This window comes from Bradyrhizobium sp. RDI18 (assembly GCF_043203335.1).
Classification (GTDB): domain Bacteria; phylum Pseudomonadota; class Alphaproteobacteria; order Rhizobiales; family Xanthobacteraceae; genus Bradyrhizobium; species Bradyrhizobium retamae.
Map to the genome: position 1 here is coordinate 1,560,462 of NZ_JBICRN010000008.1, position 17,379 is coordinate 1,577,840.

Sequence of the window (17,379 nt, forward strand, 5' to 3'; positions counted from 1 at the left end):
GACAAGCGACAGGCAATACCGGTCACTTCGGGCCGACGCTGAACGACGCCGAAATACTTGTTCTTCTCTGAGTGACATTGCAGATGGCCACCCCGATCGATCAGAGCGGATAGTCCGGTCCCCCGAAATCTCTCAGGGCCGCTGGGGATCGGCGCGGAGCACTGTCTCAATTGTCGTTGTTCGATCAAGTCTGCCAACTTTGGATTCGACGCCGTCGGCTCGCAACAATTCGCGCACGGCCCCATGGGCCCCGATGATACGCAGTCCGATTTTGTGCCCGACCAGTTCACCATGGAGCCTGTGCAGCATCTGCGCTCCCGCGAGGTCCATGTATGGCGAAGCGGAAAGATCACAGACAATCAGACGGAGCGTGTGCGGGTCCGCTTGCCCGAGACGGGTCAAGACCGCTTCCATAACTACGTCGGCATTGACGTAGATCAGCGAAGCTTCGGGACGAAAAACGACCACGCCGGGCAGCGGCTCATTCTCGGGGTGGCGCTCCAGGTCGGAAAAGTTGTTGGTACCGGGAATACGGCCCAGGAAGGCGACGTGCGGACGCGACACCCGGGCGAGCAGCAATAGTATTGAAGCTAGTGCAGCAAGCAGGATGCCCTGGAGTATCCCAAGGAGCAGGACGGCCCCGAGCGCGATCGCCGCTGCGTAGAAGTCTAGCCGGCTCAAACGCCACATGCGGAGCAGTGCCGGGAAGTCCAGCAAGCCATACACCGCGGTCAACACCACGGCCGCCAGCACCGCCTTTGGAAGATTTTCCAACAAGCCAGTCAGAAAGAGCAGGCAAAGCGCGAGCGTGATCGAGGCAAAGACCAGCGCCAGCGGTGTGCGCGCACCCGCCTTATCGTTCACCGCCGACTGCGAAAGCCCGCCGGCCACGGGATAGCCATGCCCCATTGCGGCTGCGAGATTGGCCGCGCCGAGGCCGAGAAGCTCTTGCCTTGGATCGAGGACGTAGCCGTGCTTCGCAGCGAAGGTGCGAGCAGCCGAAACGCTTTCGATGTAGGCCAGCAACAGGCAACCGGCGGCCAACGGAACAATTCCCTCGACATCGCGCAACCTCAAAGCTGGACCGCCCAGGGTCGGCAGACCGGCCGGGACTTCTCCCGTCGTCGGCACCCCGAGCGCGGGAAGTCCGAGTATCGTGGCAGCCACAATCGCCAGCGCGACGACCCCGAGCGCGACGGGCTTTCCCGGCACCAAGCGCTCGCCGAGCACAATTAGTCCGACCGCTATAATACCAACCAGGAGAACAATGTATTGCACTTGGCCGATCTGCGCGGAGAATACCCATGCCCGTTCAAAAAAGTTGTGCCCCCCACCTGCAACGCCGAACAGACTTGGCAGCTGGGTCATCGCGATGGTTAGGCCCGCGCCAGCCTTGAAGCCTACAAGGACACTGTCGCTGATCAACTTCACCAGCGTGCTCAACCGAAACAACCAGGCGATCACGCAAAGGGCCGCGACCGTGAAGCCCGCGAGGCTGGCAATCTGGAAGTAGCGCTGCGCGTCGCCATCAGCCATTGCCCCCACCGTCCCGGCAATCATGAGTGAAATGGCGGAAGTTGGTCCGATCGCAAGCTGGCGCGAAGATCCGAGCAAGGCGTATCCCAAACCACCAAGCATATAACCATAGACGCCAACTTGCGGGGGTAGACCCGCGAGTCCCGCGTAGGCCAGGGACACCGGAATTCCGTAGGCAGCCAGAGTTACTCCAGCGACGATGTCGCTGAGTAGCCAGGATGGCTGGTATTCAGCCAACCAACGGGACGGCGGGAATCGCCAAAGCCAAATTCCCGCTTTCGGACGTCTTGGCAGACCCATCATGCGGCACTCGGCCATGCGCAGGCTTACTGAAGCGAAATTCTAATGCCACTCCGATTAGCCGCAAATTCCAGGCCCATCGTGAGGCCCTGCAGCGAGATGGTCACGCCCTTTGCATTCGTCATTTGGACCCCGCCAGCGCCGCCGACCAATGCGCCGCTGCCGCCCACGGCGTCATAGGTACCGGCAAAATCCTTCACTTCGCGTAGCCCGGAAACGTGCCCCGTGAGTCGCATCGCTGAGGCGCCGGCCGTAATGCCCAGACTTAAGCCCGAAACCCGGAAAGGATAGTCGCGACCGCGGTATGTCAAAACCCCGCGTCCTCTACCCGCACCGACGATCAGGCCCGCCTTCGCGAACACGACGCTAACTTGACCTATCGCTTGCGCTTGCGATGGTGTCGGCGATCCAGCAACGAACAGGACCAGCATCGCAAGCCCCGCAGAATATTTGCCCATCGCACTCGCGCTCCCGAATTCGTCAACGACCCGGTACTTCGACCTTTTTCCAGGTCTGGTCGGGATCGAACCACATCATGCGACTGACAAGCCTCATCGTGTAGTCACCCAAATCTTTCTGGTAGACAGTGCCGGAATGATTCACGAGGAAGGTCATTACGCCTGAGTTGCCGTACTCCGCAGGATAGGCGAGAAGCGCATATCCCCCGATCATCTTGCCCTTGACGACGTAGTTCAGCGTGCCACCGGGGGCGTTCGGCCCTTGCTGCGTCAGGATCCGATAATAGTAGCCGTGATACGGCGTGCGCCCTTCCCCGGCCTTGTATCCTTCGGCCGAGGCCTGTGCGACGAATTCGCCGAGCGGACTTGCATCGTCATCAGATGTGGGCCAGTAAAGACCGTCTTTCTTGCCGGACGAACTGACGATGCGCTGCGCATAAACGCCGGCACCGACCCCGGTGCGATCCTTTTCCGCATACTCGTTCTGCGCATCGACATAAGCGAGGCAGGTCTGAATCGCGTCCAGTTCGTTGCGTCCAATACGCCGGTACAGGATTTCAAGCCTGCCAGCAGCCGTATCGAATTTCCAGCCGGCCTTCTGGCGGGTAAGCGGAATCGGGAACGGGAAGTCATCGGCTCCGATGACCAGAAAAGCCTTGTCGCCGTCGATGATCACATTGTGCTTGGCGTCGTAAGTCCCTACGAACCGTTCTCGCGCTTCGCGATCCGCCACTTCATCTCCGGAGAACATGATGTCCTCCCCATCCCGGCCGAGCACCTTGCGGATATCTCTCGTGGTTCCCGATTTGATGGCAGTGGCAAGGGCTGTCGCACCATCCTCCGGTGTCTTGAAGACCTGCTGAGCATTGGCGAACGACATCGCGAGCAGCAGAATGACGGCTGCCATGGCAACGGCGGCGTACGTCCGACAGCCTAGTGTCAACCGAAGAATTGTCATCGTCACATCCTCGCGCGTGCGGGGATCCGCGCCCCGACTGCGAGCCAATCCTTGTAGGTAAGGAACTTGATCCCAAGCCTGTCGTAGTGAACCCGGAGATAACCATCGCCGCCGCGCATCACCGCGCCCGGCATGACCGCTTGCACTTCCTGCGCCATGACCCCGACATAGGCCTTTTCGTTGCCGAGATAGCTGAAGCGGTAATAGCCGAGGCCGTTGTCCAGATGCCCGAGCAGCACGACGTCGTGTTTCAGCGCGATATCGGAGCGCCGGCCGCCACCGCCGCCGCGACCTCCACCGCCGCCAAACCCTCCGCCGCCGCGTCCGCCGCCGGCAAACGCTGCACCGCCGCCTCCACCGCGGAAGCCGCCGCCAGCCATGCTTGCGCGTGACACACCGGCGCTGGCAAAACTTGCTTGGCCACGGGCAGAATGCGCATTTGCCGCCCTCCCCGACGATACGTTCCTGATAGCCGTATCCCGCCCGCCCTTGTTGCCGGGGCCGGTAGCGCGGCTGCGGTCGGCAGTCTTGGCGCGATCACCTCCTTTGGCACCATCACCTGCCTTAGCCCGATCACCGGCCTTGGCGCGGTCACCTCCCTTGGCACGATCACTGGCTGCGCGGTCACCAGCCCCCGACCGATCGGCGCCTGCGCGATCGCCGGCACGATCACCCGCACCGGGACGATCCTTTCCGGCGTCGAGCACCTTCTGGCCATCGCGGCCGCGGTAATCCATCCGATCGGCGGCACCGGCCCGCAGGTTGTTGTTGCCGAATTTCTGCTGAACGCCGGCATTGCTATATCGGACGCCTTGACGGTGCGCCGGATTGTGCTGCCAGCTATTTCCGATGTTGGTCGCCCTGTTGTAGTGATTGACGTAGAGGTTGCGGTTACCCCAGTTGAAGCCGCCGCCCCAGTAATTGCCCCAGCGTCCGATCGCCCAGCCGGCGCCAAACGCCAGCCCTGCGGCAATCACGCCGGCGCCGATATAGGATGGATAGCCGAAATAATACGGCGGATATTCCGCATAGGGCCAGTCACCATAAACAGTCGCGGGATCGTAGTAGGGAACGTAGACCGTATCGGCTTGGGCTTGCTCGATGACGATCACCTCCTTGTTCTCCTGTTGCTGAACGCTGACTTTCTGCTGCTTGTTGGTGACGAGCTTGTTGCGCGCGTGCGCCTTTGCGCGCAGCCGCTGTATCGCATCCATCACGTCGGGCTGCTGCGCCAACACGGCATCACCGAGATTCTTGGTCCAGTCGATCTTGTCGCTCATCATCGCGAGAACATCGGGCGTGCCGGCCAACGCCTTGACGCTGTCATCCCATGCCTGCTTGTCGACCGCCGTCTTGAGCGCATCGCCTTTCAGGTTCTTGTTGGCCTTCACCCAGCGGTCGGCCTGCACAGCCTCCAGGGGATAGGTCGAAGCCGCCAGCACATTGGCGAGCAACTCATCGGGGTAAAGCGCGATTGGCGCGACCAGCGCATCGAGCTGCTCGGGTTTCAGCAAGGTCTGCTCAGGCTCCGGCGATTTGATATCGGTGGCCTGCGCCGCCGCCATGCCCGGAATAGCGATCATGATCGCTAATGCCAGCAGAACTTTCCCGCAACGCAACATAGTTGTGTCTCCATTGCCGATCGGGACAAGCCAACGACCGAAACGGCACCGCACCTTTGATCAGGATCAAAGCTCTGGGTTCGACGCGAACGGCGTGGGTCGATTGGGGGCGGCTGCGCTTGATTAAGCCATCGCCTTGCCGCCGGACCGCGCGGCCAGCAGCGTCCGGCGATCATGAACGAGGCTCTGAAGGCGGTGCGCAGCCACGTTTAGGGTGGTGACATCAAGCGCGTTTTCGTCCCCGGCCGCTGCCTTCACGCGCTGCATCTGGAGGACCTTGTCGATCTCACGCTCGATCTCAGACAGCTCCGACTCGCCATCCGCCGTTCTTATGCGGCGACCGAGGGCATAGAGTGAATCCAGCGCTTGTTCGCTCTTTCGGGGTTCGCCTTCGCGAAGAAACTTCCACGCCGCCGCACCCACCGAGACCAGTGCGCCGAATATCATCGGGGCCAGAAAGATGGCGTTTCCCCATTGATCCAGAAAGCTCTCCTGTGTGCCGTTGTAGAAGGCGGCAGCACCGGGATGGACCGGAAGATACGCATCCGATTCGGTGCTCGGCGCGGTGATCTGCGCGAGCATCGGCAGTTCGCCGAGCAGGTCCCTGCGCGCCTTCATCAACGCTTCGGCCAATGCGCCGGCCTGATCATTGTCGAGCTGCTTGCCGGCTACCACGTAGAACGAAACCCTGAGCGTGGTCAGATCGTCGCTAGGAACTGGCGGCGAACCCCGCAGCGTTCCTTTCGGAACATCGAAGCTTTCGTAAGCGCGGTGTTTCTCCGCAATGGCACCGGCCGCATCGATAGGGATAAGGACCGGCGCCGTCTTGGGGTTCTGCAGAAAGAAGCCACGCAGCAGTGCCAGGTATTTCTCAGCTAGCGGAACGACGATCAGGAGTGCGCGCACCTCTTTGGCTTCGAGCGCGCGCCGCGTCTCCGCCGGCGCGAGGTTGCGGAATGACACATTGGCGCGGCCAAGATTGTACTCCTCCGTGAGGGCGCTGACGATCTTCTGGTTCATCTCGCCGCCGACCACGCCGACGGTGACGCGCTTCAAGCCGGCGATGTCTGTTATCGAGGATCCCGGGGGTACAACGAGCAATACGACGGCGCGTGCAAGGACAATAATGGCCTGCGCCTGCGACAGGTCGCCGACATCGCCGCGCACGACGGCAAGATCGGCCTTGTTCGACGAAAACATGTCGGCCGCCTCCAGCGCGCTCGTCGTTTCCAACAATTTGAGACGCACCGGCGCATTCGCGGCAGTGAGCCGGCTCGCCAGAGCCGACATCAATTTCGTGGCCTCCCCGTCGAGCGATCCGACGGCGACGGTCAGCGTCGTTGGATGAATATACCAGCGGTAAGCGAACAGAGACGCCCCCGTCACCAGAACGAAAACGCCTGCGACAAGGACCATCCGAAGCCACGACGGCATTCTGACCGATTCCATATGGCCTCACTGTTCGCGGCATCTGTCAGTGGCCGCTCAGCACCAGAGTCTTGATCGGTAGCAGCAGAGCCTGGATCCGCAGCAACATGGCGTGAACAAGCCCGACGGCATCGATCGCATGCAATCCGAAGCTCTTCGCCGTGCTGAGCTTGCCGGAAGAAATCAGCTCGTGATTGCTGGTGTAGGCGTTGACGATGCAGCTGCTTCCCGCCGTCACGCCCTCGAGTCCACCCTTGTAGAGCGGCTCCAGAAACACGAGGATCGTCCCCGGCCTTAGGACATTCTGCGCTTCGATGAGTTGCTCTCCGCCGCGAAACTGACCTGCCGCGATATAGTCCTGAACGCCAGTGACGACCATCGGGATGACGGTCCATGGCTTGGAGATACACGCCGCTTCGGCCACCATGCCGACCTTCATGACCTGGGCCTCAATCTGCCCGAAGCCGGCCTGCAGGGAACGTTGCCCGGCTCCCTCCGGGATCAGGATTCCGGCAGGTCGCATCAGCGGATTGACGACGTCTCCGACGCGAAGGAAGAACTGCTCCACACGCCCGGCTACGCCGGCGCGAATAAACGTCTTGTCATAATCGACCTGCGCCTGCGCCAGCGCGGCCTCCGCACTCGCCCTCTCGGCAGGCAGAACGGTCGAGACGCGCAACTCGGCGGATTGTTTTGAAGCGTTGGCGCCGTCGAGCGATCCCTGGCGTCCGTCGACCATGACCTGCAGCTTTTCGATGTCGCGCTGCGGCACGATCCCGGGGTTGCGCCGTTGCAACTCGCGCTTCACCTGCAACTCATCCTGAGCCTGCTGAACGGAACTCTTCGCCTCCTGGATCTGGGCTTCTGTTTTCAACACTTCCACTTGTGCTCCAACCAGCGCCGCGTCGACTTCGGCGATCTTCCGCCGGGCGGTCTCCAGCGCCGCCTCCTGCTTGGAGCTATCCAGCCTGAAGATCACGGCGTCCTTGGCGACGGGAGCGCTGTAATCGAGACGGACCTCGGCGACACGCCCGGAGGTTTCCGGGACGATCGGTACTGTCCGGAAAAACAGGGTCGCGGTGTTGCTCGACGGGTGGAAGTAGAAGATCAGTGTGATGAGTGATATTGTGAGCATCAGGCAGGCGACGATGCCCCACCTCAGTTCGAACCAGACCGAAAAGAACGTAATCTCCTTGCCGAGACGCTTGCCTTGCACGAAGCGACGGTACAGGTAGTCCGGCAGTATCGTGAGCATGGAGCAGAGCATCAGCTCAAGCATGGCGGTGCACCTCCTTCTTCGGCGCGCGCGGTTTCGGCTCTTCGGTCACCGCGAGGGTTGGCGCGTGGCCGGCCTCACCAGACTCCTCAGCGACAACGTCGCTTGACGGACCACCGGCGATTTTCTCAACCGAACCTGCGATGCTTCGCAGTGGCGTGCCGAAGTCCGGAAGGTCGATCAGTGCAAGCAACAGAGCTGCGATCCAGAACAGGTGCACATGCGTGAAGAGCGCCAGGAGCCCAAGGACCGCAACAATCTCGAACTGCAGCTTCTGCGATTTGTGAGCCATCCGTTCGGGCAGTGAGTGCAATTGCAGATAGAAGTTGCCGACCGCGAGGATGGCGACGATCAGGAAGACGCCCATCACCACCATCAAAACGTCCGTTTGTCCGGGCGCCGTGATGAAGGCGGGCAAATGGTGCGGACCTAGTGGATGAAGCTGATCGCTCAAATGTTCCTCCACGTCTCAGGACAAAATAGGCGCCGGAACGCGGCGGCCTCCTTTAACTCCCGCCAATATTGGCCGGCAGCCGCGGCGGACCTTTGATATGAATCAACCCGCCTCGGTGCTCGGCACGCTCATCAACGGCCTCGATGCCCGGAAACATCCGCGAAATTTTGTTCGGCTCGAGCATCTTGAGGCTGAACTGGACGTTGGAAAGCATGATGTCGGTCGCACGGCCCGCGATGATGTTCACGGTGATTGAAATCGCGCGGCGTCGCAAATGCTTGATTTGGATCAAAGGAACGTTCTCGCCGCAGACGTTAGCTATCGGCTCAGGCGCGACGGTCATAGAGGAGGATCAGCCATGCCCGAAAAAATCGACGATCTGCTGCCGACGGCAAAAGAAATCCAGAAGCAAGCCGCTCTCCTGGAGGCCGAAAAGGCCGAACAATATGCCCGCCGGGCGGCAGCGGCCGAATCTGAAAAGCGCAAGCTGATCGAAAAACTGAGCAAGCCGTCGGGCCTGACCGAAGACGAGAAGATCAAGCTTGCCTCGACCGTCATCCAGCGCGCGGTACGAAATGGGCTGACCGAAGTTCAAGTCTATAGGTTCCCCCACACCCTGTGCACCGACAACGGCCGCGCCATCAATCAGCAGGAGAAGGGCTGGGAAAAGACGCTTACCGGAATAGCGCAGGAAATCTTTCAGCTCTGGTCCGACCACCTGAAGCCGCGTGGCTATCGTATCCGATATCAGATCATCGATTTTCCGGGAGGCATTCCGGGTGACATCGGCATTGTGATCGCCTGGGGCGAATGATTGCCTTTCTGCTGCACGAAACGAGTCATGCCATGTCTAAAGACCAGGCGGTTTCGTCGAAATTGAAGCGGAAGGATTACGAGAAGGAGCTGCGGAAGCTTCAGGTCCAGTTATGCCATTTGCAGGAATGGGTGAAGGAAAAGAAACTCAGGGTCATCATCCTGTTCGAAGGCAGGGATGCCGCCGGCAAGGGCGGCACGATCAAGGCGATCACCGAGAAAGTCAGCCCGCGCGTGTTCCGCGTCGTCGCACTCCCCGCGCCTTCGGACCGCGAGAAGTCGCAGATGTTCATGCAGCGCTACATGCAGCATTTTCCTGCCGGCGGCGAAATCGTCATCTTCGATCGCAGCTGGTACAACCGCGCCGGCGTCGAATATGTCATGGGCTTCTGCACGGAAGACGAACACGACCGCTTCCTGTCTCTCTGCCCGCAAATCGAGCAATATGTGGTGGACGGCGGCATCATCCTGATCAAGATCTGGCTTGAGGTGGGAATGGATGAGCAAGAGCGACGCTTCCGGGCCAGACTCGATGATCCGCTCCGGCAATGGAAATTGAGCCCGATGGATATCGAATCCTATCGCCAATGGTATGCATATTCGCGCGCACGCGACTTGATGCTCAAGGAGACGAACTCGAAACATGCGCCATGGCTGATCATTCGCTCCGATGACAAACGGCGCGCGCGGCTGAACTGCATCGCGCATCTGTTAACGGCCATTCCATACAAGCGAGTGAACCGCGACAAGATCACACTGCCGAAACGTTCCGACAAAGGCCGCTATAACGATCAGCAGAGCTTGCGCGACATGAAACTCGTCAAACTCGTCGCCGAGCAATACTAGGCGAGCAATACCAGGATCGAGTTGCAGCACAATCGTCGAACGCATCACACCGGGCCGCGGCTGGGGAGCGTTCGACGCGCCCCCCGACGGCGCAATCATTTCATGGCGACGGTGACCCCGCCCATGGCTGCCGACAATTCCACGCCAACCTTTGGACCGCTGAGCTGCAGGATGACGCCCTTGGCATTCCGCAACTGCACGCTGCCAGCCCCCGCCGCAAGCGCGCCACCGGCGCCGACCACGGCGTATGTCCCGGCAATGTCACCGGGACTCCTCAGGTTCAATGCCCTGCCCACCAGCTTGGTGGTCGATGCGCCAACGGTGAAGCCGAGGCTGGCCCCTGAAACTGTGAACGGATAGTTTTTGCCTCGGAAGGTCAGCACACCCTCACCACCTCCGACGCCCACGATAAACCCACCTTTGGTGAACACAACGCTCACCCGCCCTACTTCCGCCAGCGCCGATGTCGCAACGGCCGCAGAAGTCAGCAATCCAAACAGGGCTACCACAACTGATCGTCTGCGATGCAACATCATCATTATTCACTCCTGGAGGGGTTGAGCCCGGGCCCACTGTGGCCTGGAGCTGACATTGCCGGCTGGCTAGTGCTCCTGACGGTCCTCGGCTCCGTCATCGTAAGATGCGCCTATGCCAGATGAGGCCGCTACCGGCGTACTCCGTTGATCCAGATCAATGTCGCCAGCTTCCGTCAGGAAAGGCTTTCGCTATCCGACGATCACCGCCAGCGTCGGCACAACACAGGATGCACGGCATGCTTCGATATCTGCTGCGCGTTCTCGTCGTATACACAGTGGCTCTCCTGTTACCAGCTGTAGCTGTCTTCGCTGATGATCGGCCCGCAGATCAGACCATCCAGGAGGAAGTGTGGGCGATCCCAGTCACGCTGCCCACGATCGCGTATGTGGTTCGGCCCGTTGGGAAGGGTCCGTTCCCGCTCGTGGTCATGAACCACGGTGTTTCGATGAACCAGAGAGAGCGCGGCTTCTTTCCGCTCGTTGAGTTCAGAGACGCGGCGATGTGGTTCGCCCGGCGGGGCTATATGGTCGTTGCACCCACCGGCTCCGGATATGGCGCAGCCGCACTCGATAACCCGGAACGCGGCTTGTACTCCCTGTTCTTTTCAAAGATCGGAAGTTGTGACAATCCGAACTTCCGCGATGCCGGACGTGCGGTGGCCCTGATCGACAAATGGATCATCGAATACATGACCGATCAGAAACTGATAGTACCCGACAATGTCATCGTCGTCGGCCAATCGGCGGGCGGCTGGGCCGCTATCGCGCTGTCGAGCGAGAATCTCCCGGGGGTGCGCGCCATCGTAGCATTCGCTGCCGGCCGCGGCGGACGCGTCGGCGGCAAGCCCCGCAACAATTGCGCGCCGGACAGACTGGTCGCGGCGACTGGTGAGTTCGGGCGCACCGCTCGCACTCCGATGCTGTGGATCTATATCGAGAACGATATGTTCTTCGGCCCGGAATTATCCAGGCGAATGCACGAGGCCTACACCGGGGCGGGTGGAAACGCCGAATATCACCTGCTCCCTCCGTTCGGCAATGAGGGACATTTTCTGGTCAGTTCGCCCGACAGCCTTCCGCTGTGGACGCCGCTAGTCGGGGCGTTCCTGGACAAGCACAGATGAGGCTGACGCCGGTAGAACGATGGAGGCCAGCGATGACAAGACAGCGGTCCCGCCAATGCTACGACCAATTCAGCCTGGTGACTGCGCTGTCAGTACTGACGCTGTTGGATTTCAGCACTGGGACTGTACCCGCACAACAGGCGGCGAAGCCTGACGGCAGCCCGGCAAGCGAGAAGCGGACTGGCCAGGAGTTCGCTTTGCGGGGCCAGCGTGCGGCGCGCGACATCAAGTATTCGGATTGGCGGAAGTTCTGCTTCAAGACTCCCGGGACGAACATGGTGTGCCGAACATCGATCAGCGGTACATTTGAGACGGGCCAGTCCGCGGTTCGCATCGACTTGATCGAACGCGAGGGCGACAAGACGGCACGGCTGCAAATGTTCCTTCCCGTCGGGCTCTACCTGCAGGCTGGGGTAAAGATCACGATCGACCAGGGAACTGCCTACCGGTTTCCGTATGTCTGGTGCCTCACCAACACCTGCATCGCCGCCGATCTGGCCGATCCCAAATTGATCAAGGAGATGGAGACGGGCCAGAAGCTTCAGCTCGAGGTCGTGGATTCCAGCGTCTTGGCGGTGACGACGGCATTGCCGGTCAACCAGTTCGCTGCGGTTCGGCAGGGAACTCCGACGCAGACGTTCGAACAAAACATCGACGAATGACGCGTAAGGTTTACGACCGCAAACAACCTACGCTGCCCTGGCCGCTACCTTATCGATCGGCTCGATCAGCGACTTCGCCCGGAATGGCTTTGTAAGATAAGCAATGCAGCCGGATTCGATAGCGGCCATACGGACGGCGGGACAATCATTGGCGGTGATGTAAATAACTGGCAGAGAAATGCCTGCCGCCCTGAGACGATGCCGCAGGTCGATTCCAGATTCGTTATTCAGATCGATGTCGAGAACCACACAACACGCCGACTCGAAATCGCCGTGGTTCTGGAACTCCTCGGCAGACGAAAACACAATGCTGTCGTAACCGTGTTCGCGTAGCAGCCGCTTTAACCCCTTGAGTGTTCCAAGGTCATCATCGACCACAAAGACGACGTTCCGATTTCCCAAAACCGCTATCCTTGGTCTGTCCACCGCGCCCTGAACGTCTTTCCAAGAGACGATCTGAAACCTATCGGCCTCCGCCGAAGCTGATCAGGTCGTGGGTCGTTCGACTCTCCACGCTATTTTGGTAAGTCCTGAATCCCGCATTTTCTATTGTCCCATGGGACAATGCGAACGCAAAATCCTGTTGATGAACCCTCAATTCGTCTGTCCGGTACCCGACGGTGAGCTCAAAATTCCGGCCCGCTCTGCAAGGGAGACCAGTTCGGCGAGGGACTGTACCTGTAGCTTCTCCATCACCCGGTGGCGATGGGCCTTGATCGTACGCTCGGTCGCGCCCAATGCGTTGGCAACTTGCTTGTTGGTCTTCCCGCGAATCACGAGTTCGAAGACCTCGCGCTCGCGCGGCGTCAACTTCGCAATAAGAGCGCGCACGATCTCAAGCTGATTTCTCTGGCCACGCATCAACTGATGATGAGCCAGGGCGCGCTCAACTGCAGCAAGAAGCTCTTCCGACGATACCGGCTTGGTAAGAACATCTTCGGCGCCTGCCTTGATTGCCCGAACCGTGGTCTGGACATCCGCATAGCCGGTAAGAAACACGATCGGCAAGATCGAGCCGATTTCGCTCAGACGCCCCTGCAGCTCCGGCCCGCTCAATCCGGGTATCCGCACGTCAAGCAGAATGACGCCCAATTCGCTCTCGTTCGGCAGGCGATCGAGCAAATCCTGGGCCGACGGATAGGTCGCGACCTCGTAACCGGCCTTCTTCAACCGACGTTCGATAGCCGTCCGAAACGAAGCATCGTCATCAACAATATGCACAAGCCCCGGCAACAGATCCCCCTACGATAAAGCTAGCGGCAGAGACAAGCGAAACACCGCGCCACCTTCGCTTTGATTTTCCGCCCAGATGCGCCCCTTGTGCGCCTGTACGATGGTGCGCGAGATCGATAGGCCAATTCCCATTCCTTGCTTTTTGGTGGTGAAGAAAGGATCAAAGACTTCATTCAATTGGTCGTCCGGAATCCCCGGACCGGAATCCAAGATCGAAACTACTGCGGACGACCCACCATTCACTTCGGTCCGCCCAATTACGGCTCGCCCGTTCGGCATAGCGGCCATTGCATCCATGCTGTTTACGATCAGGTTCATGATAACCTGCTGAAGCTGAACCTGATCACCCTTCACCTGAAGCGGTTTCCCCGAGGGCTCGAAGTATAGTGCAATGTTTCGCGCCGACGCCTGAACCGACAAAAATTCGAATACCTTGCGCACGGTATCGTTGAGGTCGATGACCTTGTCCTCAAACGGCACCCTTCTCAGCAGGCTGCGCAAGCGATGGATGACCTCGCTGGCGCGAATATCATCTCGCCTGATGTCGGCAAGAATTTCCTTGACCTCGCTCAAGTTTGGCGACGGAGAGTTCAGTATGAGTTCTGCCGTCTCGGTATTGGTCAGAATTGCACCGAGCGGTTGATTAAGCTCGTGCGCGATCGTAGACGACAGTTCCCCGGCTGTCGCCTGACGGTGCGCATGGGCCAGCTCGGTAAGGCTATTCCGCGATTTGCGCTCGGCATTGGCTCGTCTGTGCCGCTCGTGCAGCAGAATCGAAATCAACCCGGCCTGTATCAACAGCACGGCCGCGACAGAGAGCGTCTGCCAGCGGTACTTCGCCCACATACTCGGTTCGCGAAAACGAATTTCACTTCCGGAAGGCAGGTTGGACTCGCTGACCCCCCATCGCTCCATCTGCAGCCAGTTGAAGATCGGCTTCGCCGCATGGGATATCGCTACGGGAATACTCGACGCCGGTTCTCCGTGCAAAATCCGCAGCGCCCGCTTTGCGGCGTCAGCGCCAATCAAACGGGGAACGATGACAGGACCGCCAATGCTGCCCAGTGCGACAAGCGGCTCCGCCGCAACAATAATCGGTCGATTCGCTTTCTCCGCGACCAGTTCAAACGCTTTGGCGGGCGAAAGGTAGATGCCCTCGCCATCGGAATACATTGCGGAATAGATGATGGCGCTGCGCGCGGGAAGAGCTCCTACCCTCTTCCGCACTTCCGCCATCGTCGCGCCGACGAGATCGATGACATTCAGCCCTGCGGTGGCCTTGGGCACCTCAAGGCCCCAACTGCTGAATATATTCTGGCGATCCCAATGATCGCCAACAAAGACGACGGTTTCGAGATCAGGCACCACCGCTCGCGCAACGCCGATTGAATCGGCAAGTCGCGTCCTTAGAATGCTGCCCGTTACGTCGTTCGGCAATTTCAGCCGGGCGTGGTCGACCTCATCGACCATCCCAAACACGATGGGAATTCCCGGCCATAGTTCATCCCTCCAGCGCAGCACAAGCTCCAGGGCCCCGGAGCCCATCGTGACGATAACGCCGATATCCTTATCTCGATATTTCTCGCTGAAGTGACGGCGCAGACTTTCGTGATAGGCATCGCCGTCAAAACGGCTGAGATCGAGACTTTCTGAGAAAATCGTGGTGTGAGCGCTGGTATCGGCGTCGATCCTGGCGCGAAGCCCAGAGAATATCTGAAGGAAAAAAACTCCCGTGGATTGGGATTGGTCCAGAACAAGTATCGATCGCGACCGCCCGTCTTGCGCCGTCACCGGGAGCGAGGTGAGGACGAGAGCTACGCAAATCGACAACGCACTGATCCGCGCAATCATCGCATCAGAACCGAAGTTAGGCTCGATGAAGCCCATCCCCATCTTCGCCGAAACGAAAAATGAAAACCTGAGAAAAATGAAAACCTGAGATGGTCGCCGGGGCGTCGACTACATCTCCGAAAAATATCCTGTTGATTTATCAGGCCCCTGTCCTTCCGGACATTGTCCCTGAGGACAATGACCCTCGATACAATAGCCTACCCTGCCCGGCATGGTTTAACAACTTCCCGGGAGCTACCAGCCATGCACTTTTAAGGTCCTTGGCAACGCGGGCCCCAAGGGATGCAGACAAATTGTCTCAAACAGGGGGAGACTATGTTTGTCAACAGCAACGCCCATCCCGGCAGCCATCCGAAGGCTCTGGGACAACTCGGTGAGTTGTCGCGAGCACGCGTAATCCTCAGCGAATTCAAGTACAACAAGGGCACCGAGATATTCGGAGAGGCGGAGCCTGCCGAATATATCTACCAGGTCGCGGACGGGGCGGTTCGCACCCACAAGCTCCTCTCCGACGGCCGTCGCCAGATCGGCGCCTTCCATCTGGCGGGAGACATTTTTGGGCTGGAGAACGGTGCAACCCACCGGTTTACCGCGGAAGCGATCGTCGATACGACAGTACGACTGATGAAACGGTGCAGCCTGGAGCACGTTGCGGAAACCGACGCGCTGGTGGCGCTCGATCTCCTGAATATGACGACGAGCAACCTCCGGCATGCCGAGGACCATATGTTGCTCCTGGGGCGCAAGACGTCCCTTGAGCGCGTCGCCGCATTCCTGCTCGAGATGGACTGCCGCCTGACGGCCGCCGGCGTGATGGCCCTTCCGATGTCTCGCCGCGATATCGCCGACTATCTCGGCCTAACGCTCGAAACGGTATCCCGGGCGCTGTCACATCTTCACGGCATGGGTATTCTCGGCTTTCTCGGCCAGACTCAGCGGCAAATCGTGCTGCTGGACCGCATGCGATTGGCGGAGCTGGACCTTTAGCGTGGAGCTAGATCGCTACTTCACTTCCGGAAAGACCGCCGAACCACGCGCCAAAGCATCCGGCGTAGAGACGGCGGTTCAAGATTCATCGAATGCCCAATGCCCGGCACCGTGATTAGACGGCAATCGGGCACGGCTGCTGCCAAAGTCCTGAGATCCGCAGGAGCAATCCGGCCTTCTCGCCCAAAGCACCAGATCCGGATGACCGTTCTCGACCATGCACCCCTCCGGTTTGGGATGCGGTCGTAGAGCCTGGAGCTCGCCGAGCCCTCCCGAAATCGCGACAACGTTTGACGCGAGATTTCCCGGAACGAAGAGAGATACTGCAGCCGTCGCCATGACCGCGCGTGCTGGTGCCGGGTTGTTTTTCGCTACCGCGCGGAAGATCTAACTCGAAAGCGGCTGCATGATGCAGGCGCAAATCCTCTTCCTGAAGAGCAGAGCGCACCGGCGCGGCTGTCGAAAGCCGCCATGCGGAGGTCCGCAGACTGTGGGACTAGATGCACGCCGGCATTGGCTTAGATCACAGCCAAGCCCGATGGGCGGCGATCCCGAGGACCAAGCGGAGACCTTGATACAGATCAAAGCCTCATCTTAGGCGCGCTTCAGCTTCAATAGTGAGCATCCCAGCAATTATCGGAGCTCCTATGAAAGCCGTCTCTGTGGAAGAAGCGGTCGCCAGGATCCCCAACGGCGCAACCGTGATGGTCGGTGGGTTCATGGGGGTGGGAACGCCCGAGCGTTTGCTAGACGAACTGGTCAGGCAACGGAAATCTGAGCTCTCCATCATCAGCAATGACGCCGCGGTCCCCGGCAAAGGCGTCGGGAAACTGTTCGACGCGGCGCTGGTCTCGACGCTTACTACGAGCCACATCGGACTCAATCCGAACGTACAAAAACAGATGATGGCCAACCAAGTCGCCGTCAACCTGGTGCCGCAGGGCACGTTCGTCGAACGTATCCGCGCCGGCGGCTGCGGCTTGGGAGGCGTCCTGACGCCGACAGGCGTCGGGACCATCGTTGAAGAAGGCAAGCGCCGGATCGACATCGACGGCAAGAACTTCCTGCTTGAAACGGCGCTTCGCTCGGACTTCGCGCTGATCCATGCATTCCTGGCGGATTACCTCGGCAACCTCGCCTACGCCCTGACCGCGCGCAACTTCAATCCCGTCATGGCAATGGCGGCCGACACCGTCATCGTCACCGCGGAGCACATCGTCCCCGTCGGCGTCATTGCGCCCGACCATGTCATAACGCCCGCGCCGCTCGTCGACTACCTGATCGCCAACGGGTGA

At 59.8% G+C, this 17,379-nt stretch carries 18 protein-coding genes; 6 read left to right on the forward strand and 12 right to left on the reverse strand.

What is annotated here, in order from left to right; all coding sequences use genetic code 11:
- Positions 1–132: 132 nt before the first annotated feature.
- The 8 genes from ACFXS9_RS16475 to ACFXS9_RS16510 all read right to left on the reverse strand — a co-directional run bounded on the left by ACFXS9_RS16475 (position 133) and on the right by ACFXS9_RS16510 (position 8,375).
- On the reverse strand, positions 133–1,836 hold the full coding sequence (locus tag ACFXS9_RS16475; protein WP_392699816.1) for a SulP family inorganic anion transporter: 1,704 nt from the start codon (positions 1,834–1,836) through the stop codon (positions 133–135).
- A 26-nt stretch (positions 1,837–1,862) separates the two neighbouring features.
- Positions 1,863–2,294 (reverse strand): hypothetical protein, encoded by a 432-nt coding sequence (locus ACFXS9_RS16480; RefSeq protein WP_392690359.1) that lies wholly within the window; start codon positions 2,292–2,294, stop codon positions 1,863–1,865.
- Between the two features lie 22 nt (positions 2,295–2,316).
- Positions 2,317–3,201: a DUF2950 domain-containing protein gene (locus ACFXS9_RS16485; RefSeq protein ID WP_392690361.1), complete on the reverse strand. Its 885-nt coding sequence runs from the start codon at positions 3,199–3,201 to the stop codon at positions 2,317–2,319.
- A 53-nt stretch (positions 3,202–3,254) separates the two neighbouring features.
- Positions 3,255–4,874 carry a DUF3300 domain-containing protein gene (locus tag ACFXS9_RS16490; protein ID WP_392690363.1) on the reverse strand — a complete coding sequence of 540 codons (1,620 nt, stop codon included), beginning with the start codon at positions 4,872–4,874 and terminating at the stop codon, positions 3,255–3,257.
- Positions 4,875–4,997: 123 nt separating this feature from the next.
- Positions 4,998–6,308: a TAXI family TRAP transporter solute-binding subunit gene (locus ACFXS9_RS16495; protein WP_392699818.1), complete on the reverse strand. Its 1,311-nt coding sequence runs from the start codon at positions 6,306–6,308 to the stop codon at positions 4,998–5,000.
- Positions 6,309–6,348: 40 nt separating this feature from the next.
- On the reverse strand, positions 6,349–7,581 hold the full coding sequence (locus tag ACFXS9_RS16500) for an HlyD family secretion protein (RefSeq protein ID WP_392690365.1): 1,233 nt from the start codon (positions 7,579–7,581) through the stop codon (positions 6,349–6,351).
- Complete coding sequence (locus ACFXS9_RS16505) at positions 7,574–8,032, reverse strand: hypothetical protein (RefSeq protein ID WP_392690367.1); 459 nt, start codon at positions 8,030–8,032, stop codon at positions 7,574–7,576. Before ACFXS9_RS16505 ends, ACFXS9_RS16500 begins: the two co-directional genes overlap by 8 nt.
- Positions 8,033–8,084: 52 nt before the next feature.
- A complete protein-coding gene (locus ACFXS9_RS16510; RefSeq protein ID WP_392690369.1) occupies positions 8,085–8,375 on the reverse strand; it encodes a hypothetical protein in 291 nt (96 codons plus the stop codon).
- A 15-nt stretch (positions 8,376–8,390) separates the two neighbouring features.
- Between ACFXS9_RS16510 and ACFXS9_RS16515 the strand changes: the two genes are divergently transcribed.
- Positions 8,391–8,846 (forward strand): hypothetical protein, encoded by a 456-nt coding sequence (locus ACFXS9_RS16515; RefSeq protein ID WP_392690370.1) that lies wholly within the window; start codon positions 8,391–8,393, stop codon positions 8,844–8,846.
- Between the two features lie 32 nt (positions 8,847–8,878).
- Complete coding sequence (gene ppk2, locus ACFXS9_RS16520) at positions 8,879–9,691, forward strand: polyphosphate kinase 2 (RefSeq protein WP_392690372.1); 813 nt, start codon at positions 8,879–8,881, stop codon at positions 9,689–9,691.
- A gap of 95 nt (positions 9,692–9,786) precedes the next feature.
- Here ppk2 and ACFXS9_RS16525 read toward each other — a convergent pair whose 3' ends face one another.
- The gene (locus ACFXS9_RS16525; protein ID WP_057855736.1) at positions 9,787–10,227 is read right to left on the reverse strand and encodes a hypothetical protein; all 441 of its coding nucleotides are present in this window, start codon (positions 10,225–10,227) and stop codon (positions 9,787–9,789) included.
- Between the two features lie 236 nt (positions 10,228–10,463).
- On the opposite strand from ACFXS9_RS16525, the gene ACFXS9_RS16530 reads away from it, so the two are divergent.
- Complete coding sequence (locus ACFXS9_RS16530) at positions 10,464–11,351, forward strand: alpha/beta hydrolase family protein (protein WP_392690374.1); 888 nt, start codon at positions 10,464–10,466, stop codon at positions 11,349–11,351.
- A gap of 32 nt (positions 11,352–11,383) precedes the next feature.
- Positions 11,384–12,013: an invasion associated locus B family protein gene (locus ACFXS9_RS16535; RefSeq protein ID WP_392690376.1), complete on the forward strand. Its 630-nt coding sequence runs from the start codon at positions 11,384–11,386 to the stop codon at positions 12,011–12,013.
- A gap of 27 nt (positions 12,014–12,040) precedes the next feature.
- Here ACFXS9_RS16535 and ACFXS9_RS16540 read toward each other — a convergent pair whose 3' ends face one another.
- The 3 genes from ACFXS9_RS16540 to ACFXS9_RS16550 all read right to left on the reverse strand — a co-directional run bounded on the left by ACFXS9_RS16540 (position 12,041) and on the right by ACFXS9_RS16550 (position 15,133).
- Positions 12,041–12,415 (reverse strand): response regulator transcription factor, encoded by a 375-nt coding sequence (locus ACFXS9_RS16540; RefSeq protein ID WP_392690378.1) that lies wholly within the window; start codon positions 12,413–12,415, stop codon positions 12,041–12,043.
- A gap of 192 nt (positions 12,416–12,607) precedes the next feature.
- Positions 12,608–13,246, reverse strand: a complete 639-nt coding sequence (locus tag ACFXS9_RS16545) for a response regulator transcription factor (RefSeq protein ID WP_392690380.1) — start codon at positions 13,244–13,246, stop codon at positions 12,608–12,610.
- Between the two features lie 9 nt (positions 13,247–13,255).
- Positions 13,256–15,133, reverse strand: coding sequence for an ABC transporter substrate binding protein (locus ACFXS9_RS16550; protein ID WP_392690382.1), 1,878 nt, complete (start codon positions 15,131–15,133; stop codon positions 13,256–13,258).
- Positions 15,134–15,412: 279 nt separating this feature from the next.
- Here ACFXS9_RS16550 and ACFXS9_RS16555 point away from each other — a divergent pair, with 279 nt between their 5' ends.
- Both ACFXS9_RS16555 and ACFXS9_RS16560 read left to right on the forward strand, forming a co-directional pair.
- Positions 15,413–16,084 carry a helix-turn-helix domain-containing protein gene (locus ACFXS9_RS16555; protein WP_392690384.1) on the forward strand — a complete coding sequence of 224 codons (672 nt, stop codon included), beginning with the start codon at positions 15,413–15,415 and terminating at the stop codon, positions 16,082–16,084.
- A 647-nt stretch (positions 16,085–16,731) separates the two neighbouring features.
- Complete coding sequence (locus ACFXS9_RS16560; protein ID WP_057855695.1) at positions 16,732–17,379, forward strand: CoA transferase subunit A; 648 nt, start codon at positions 16,732–16,734, stop codon at positions 17,377–17,379.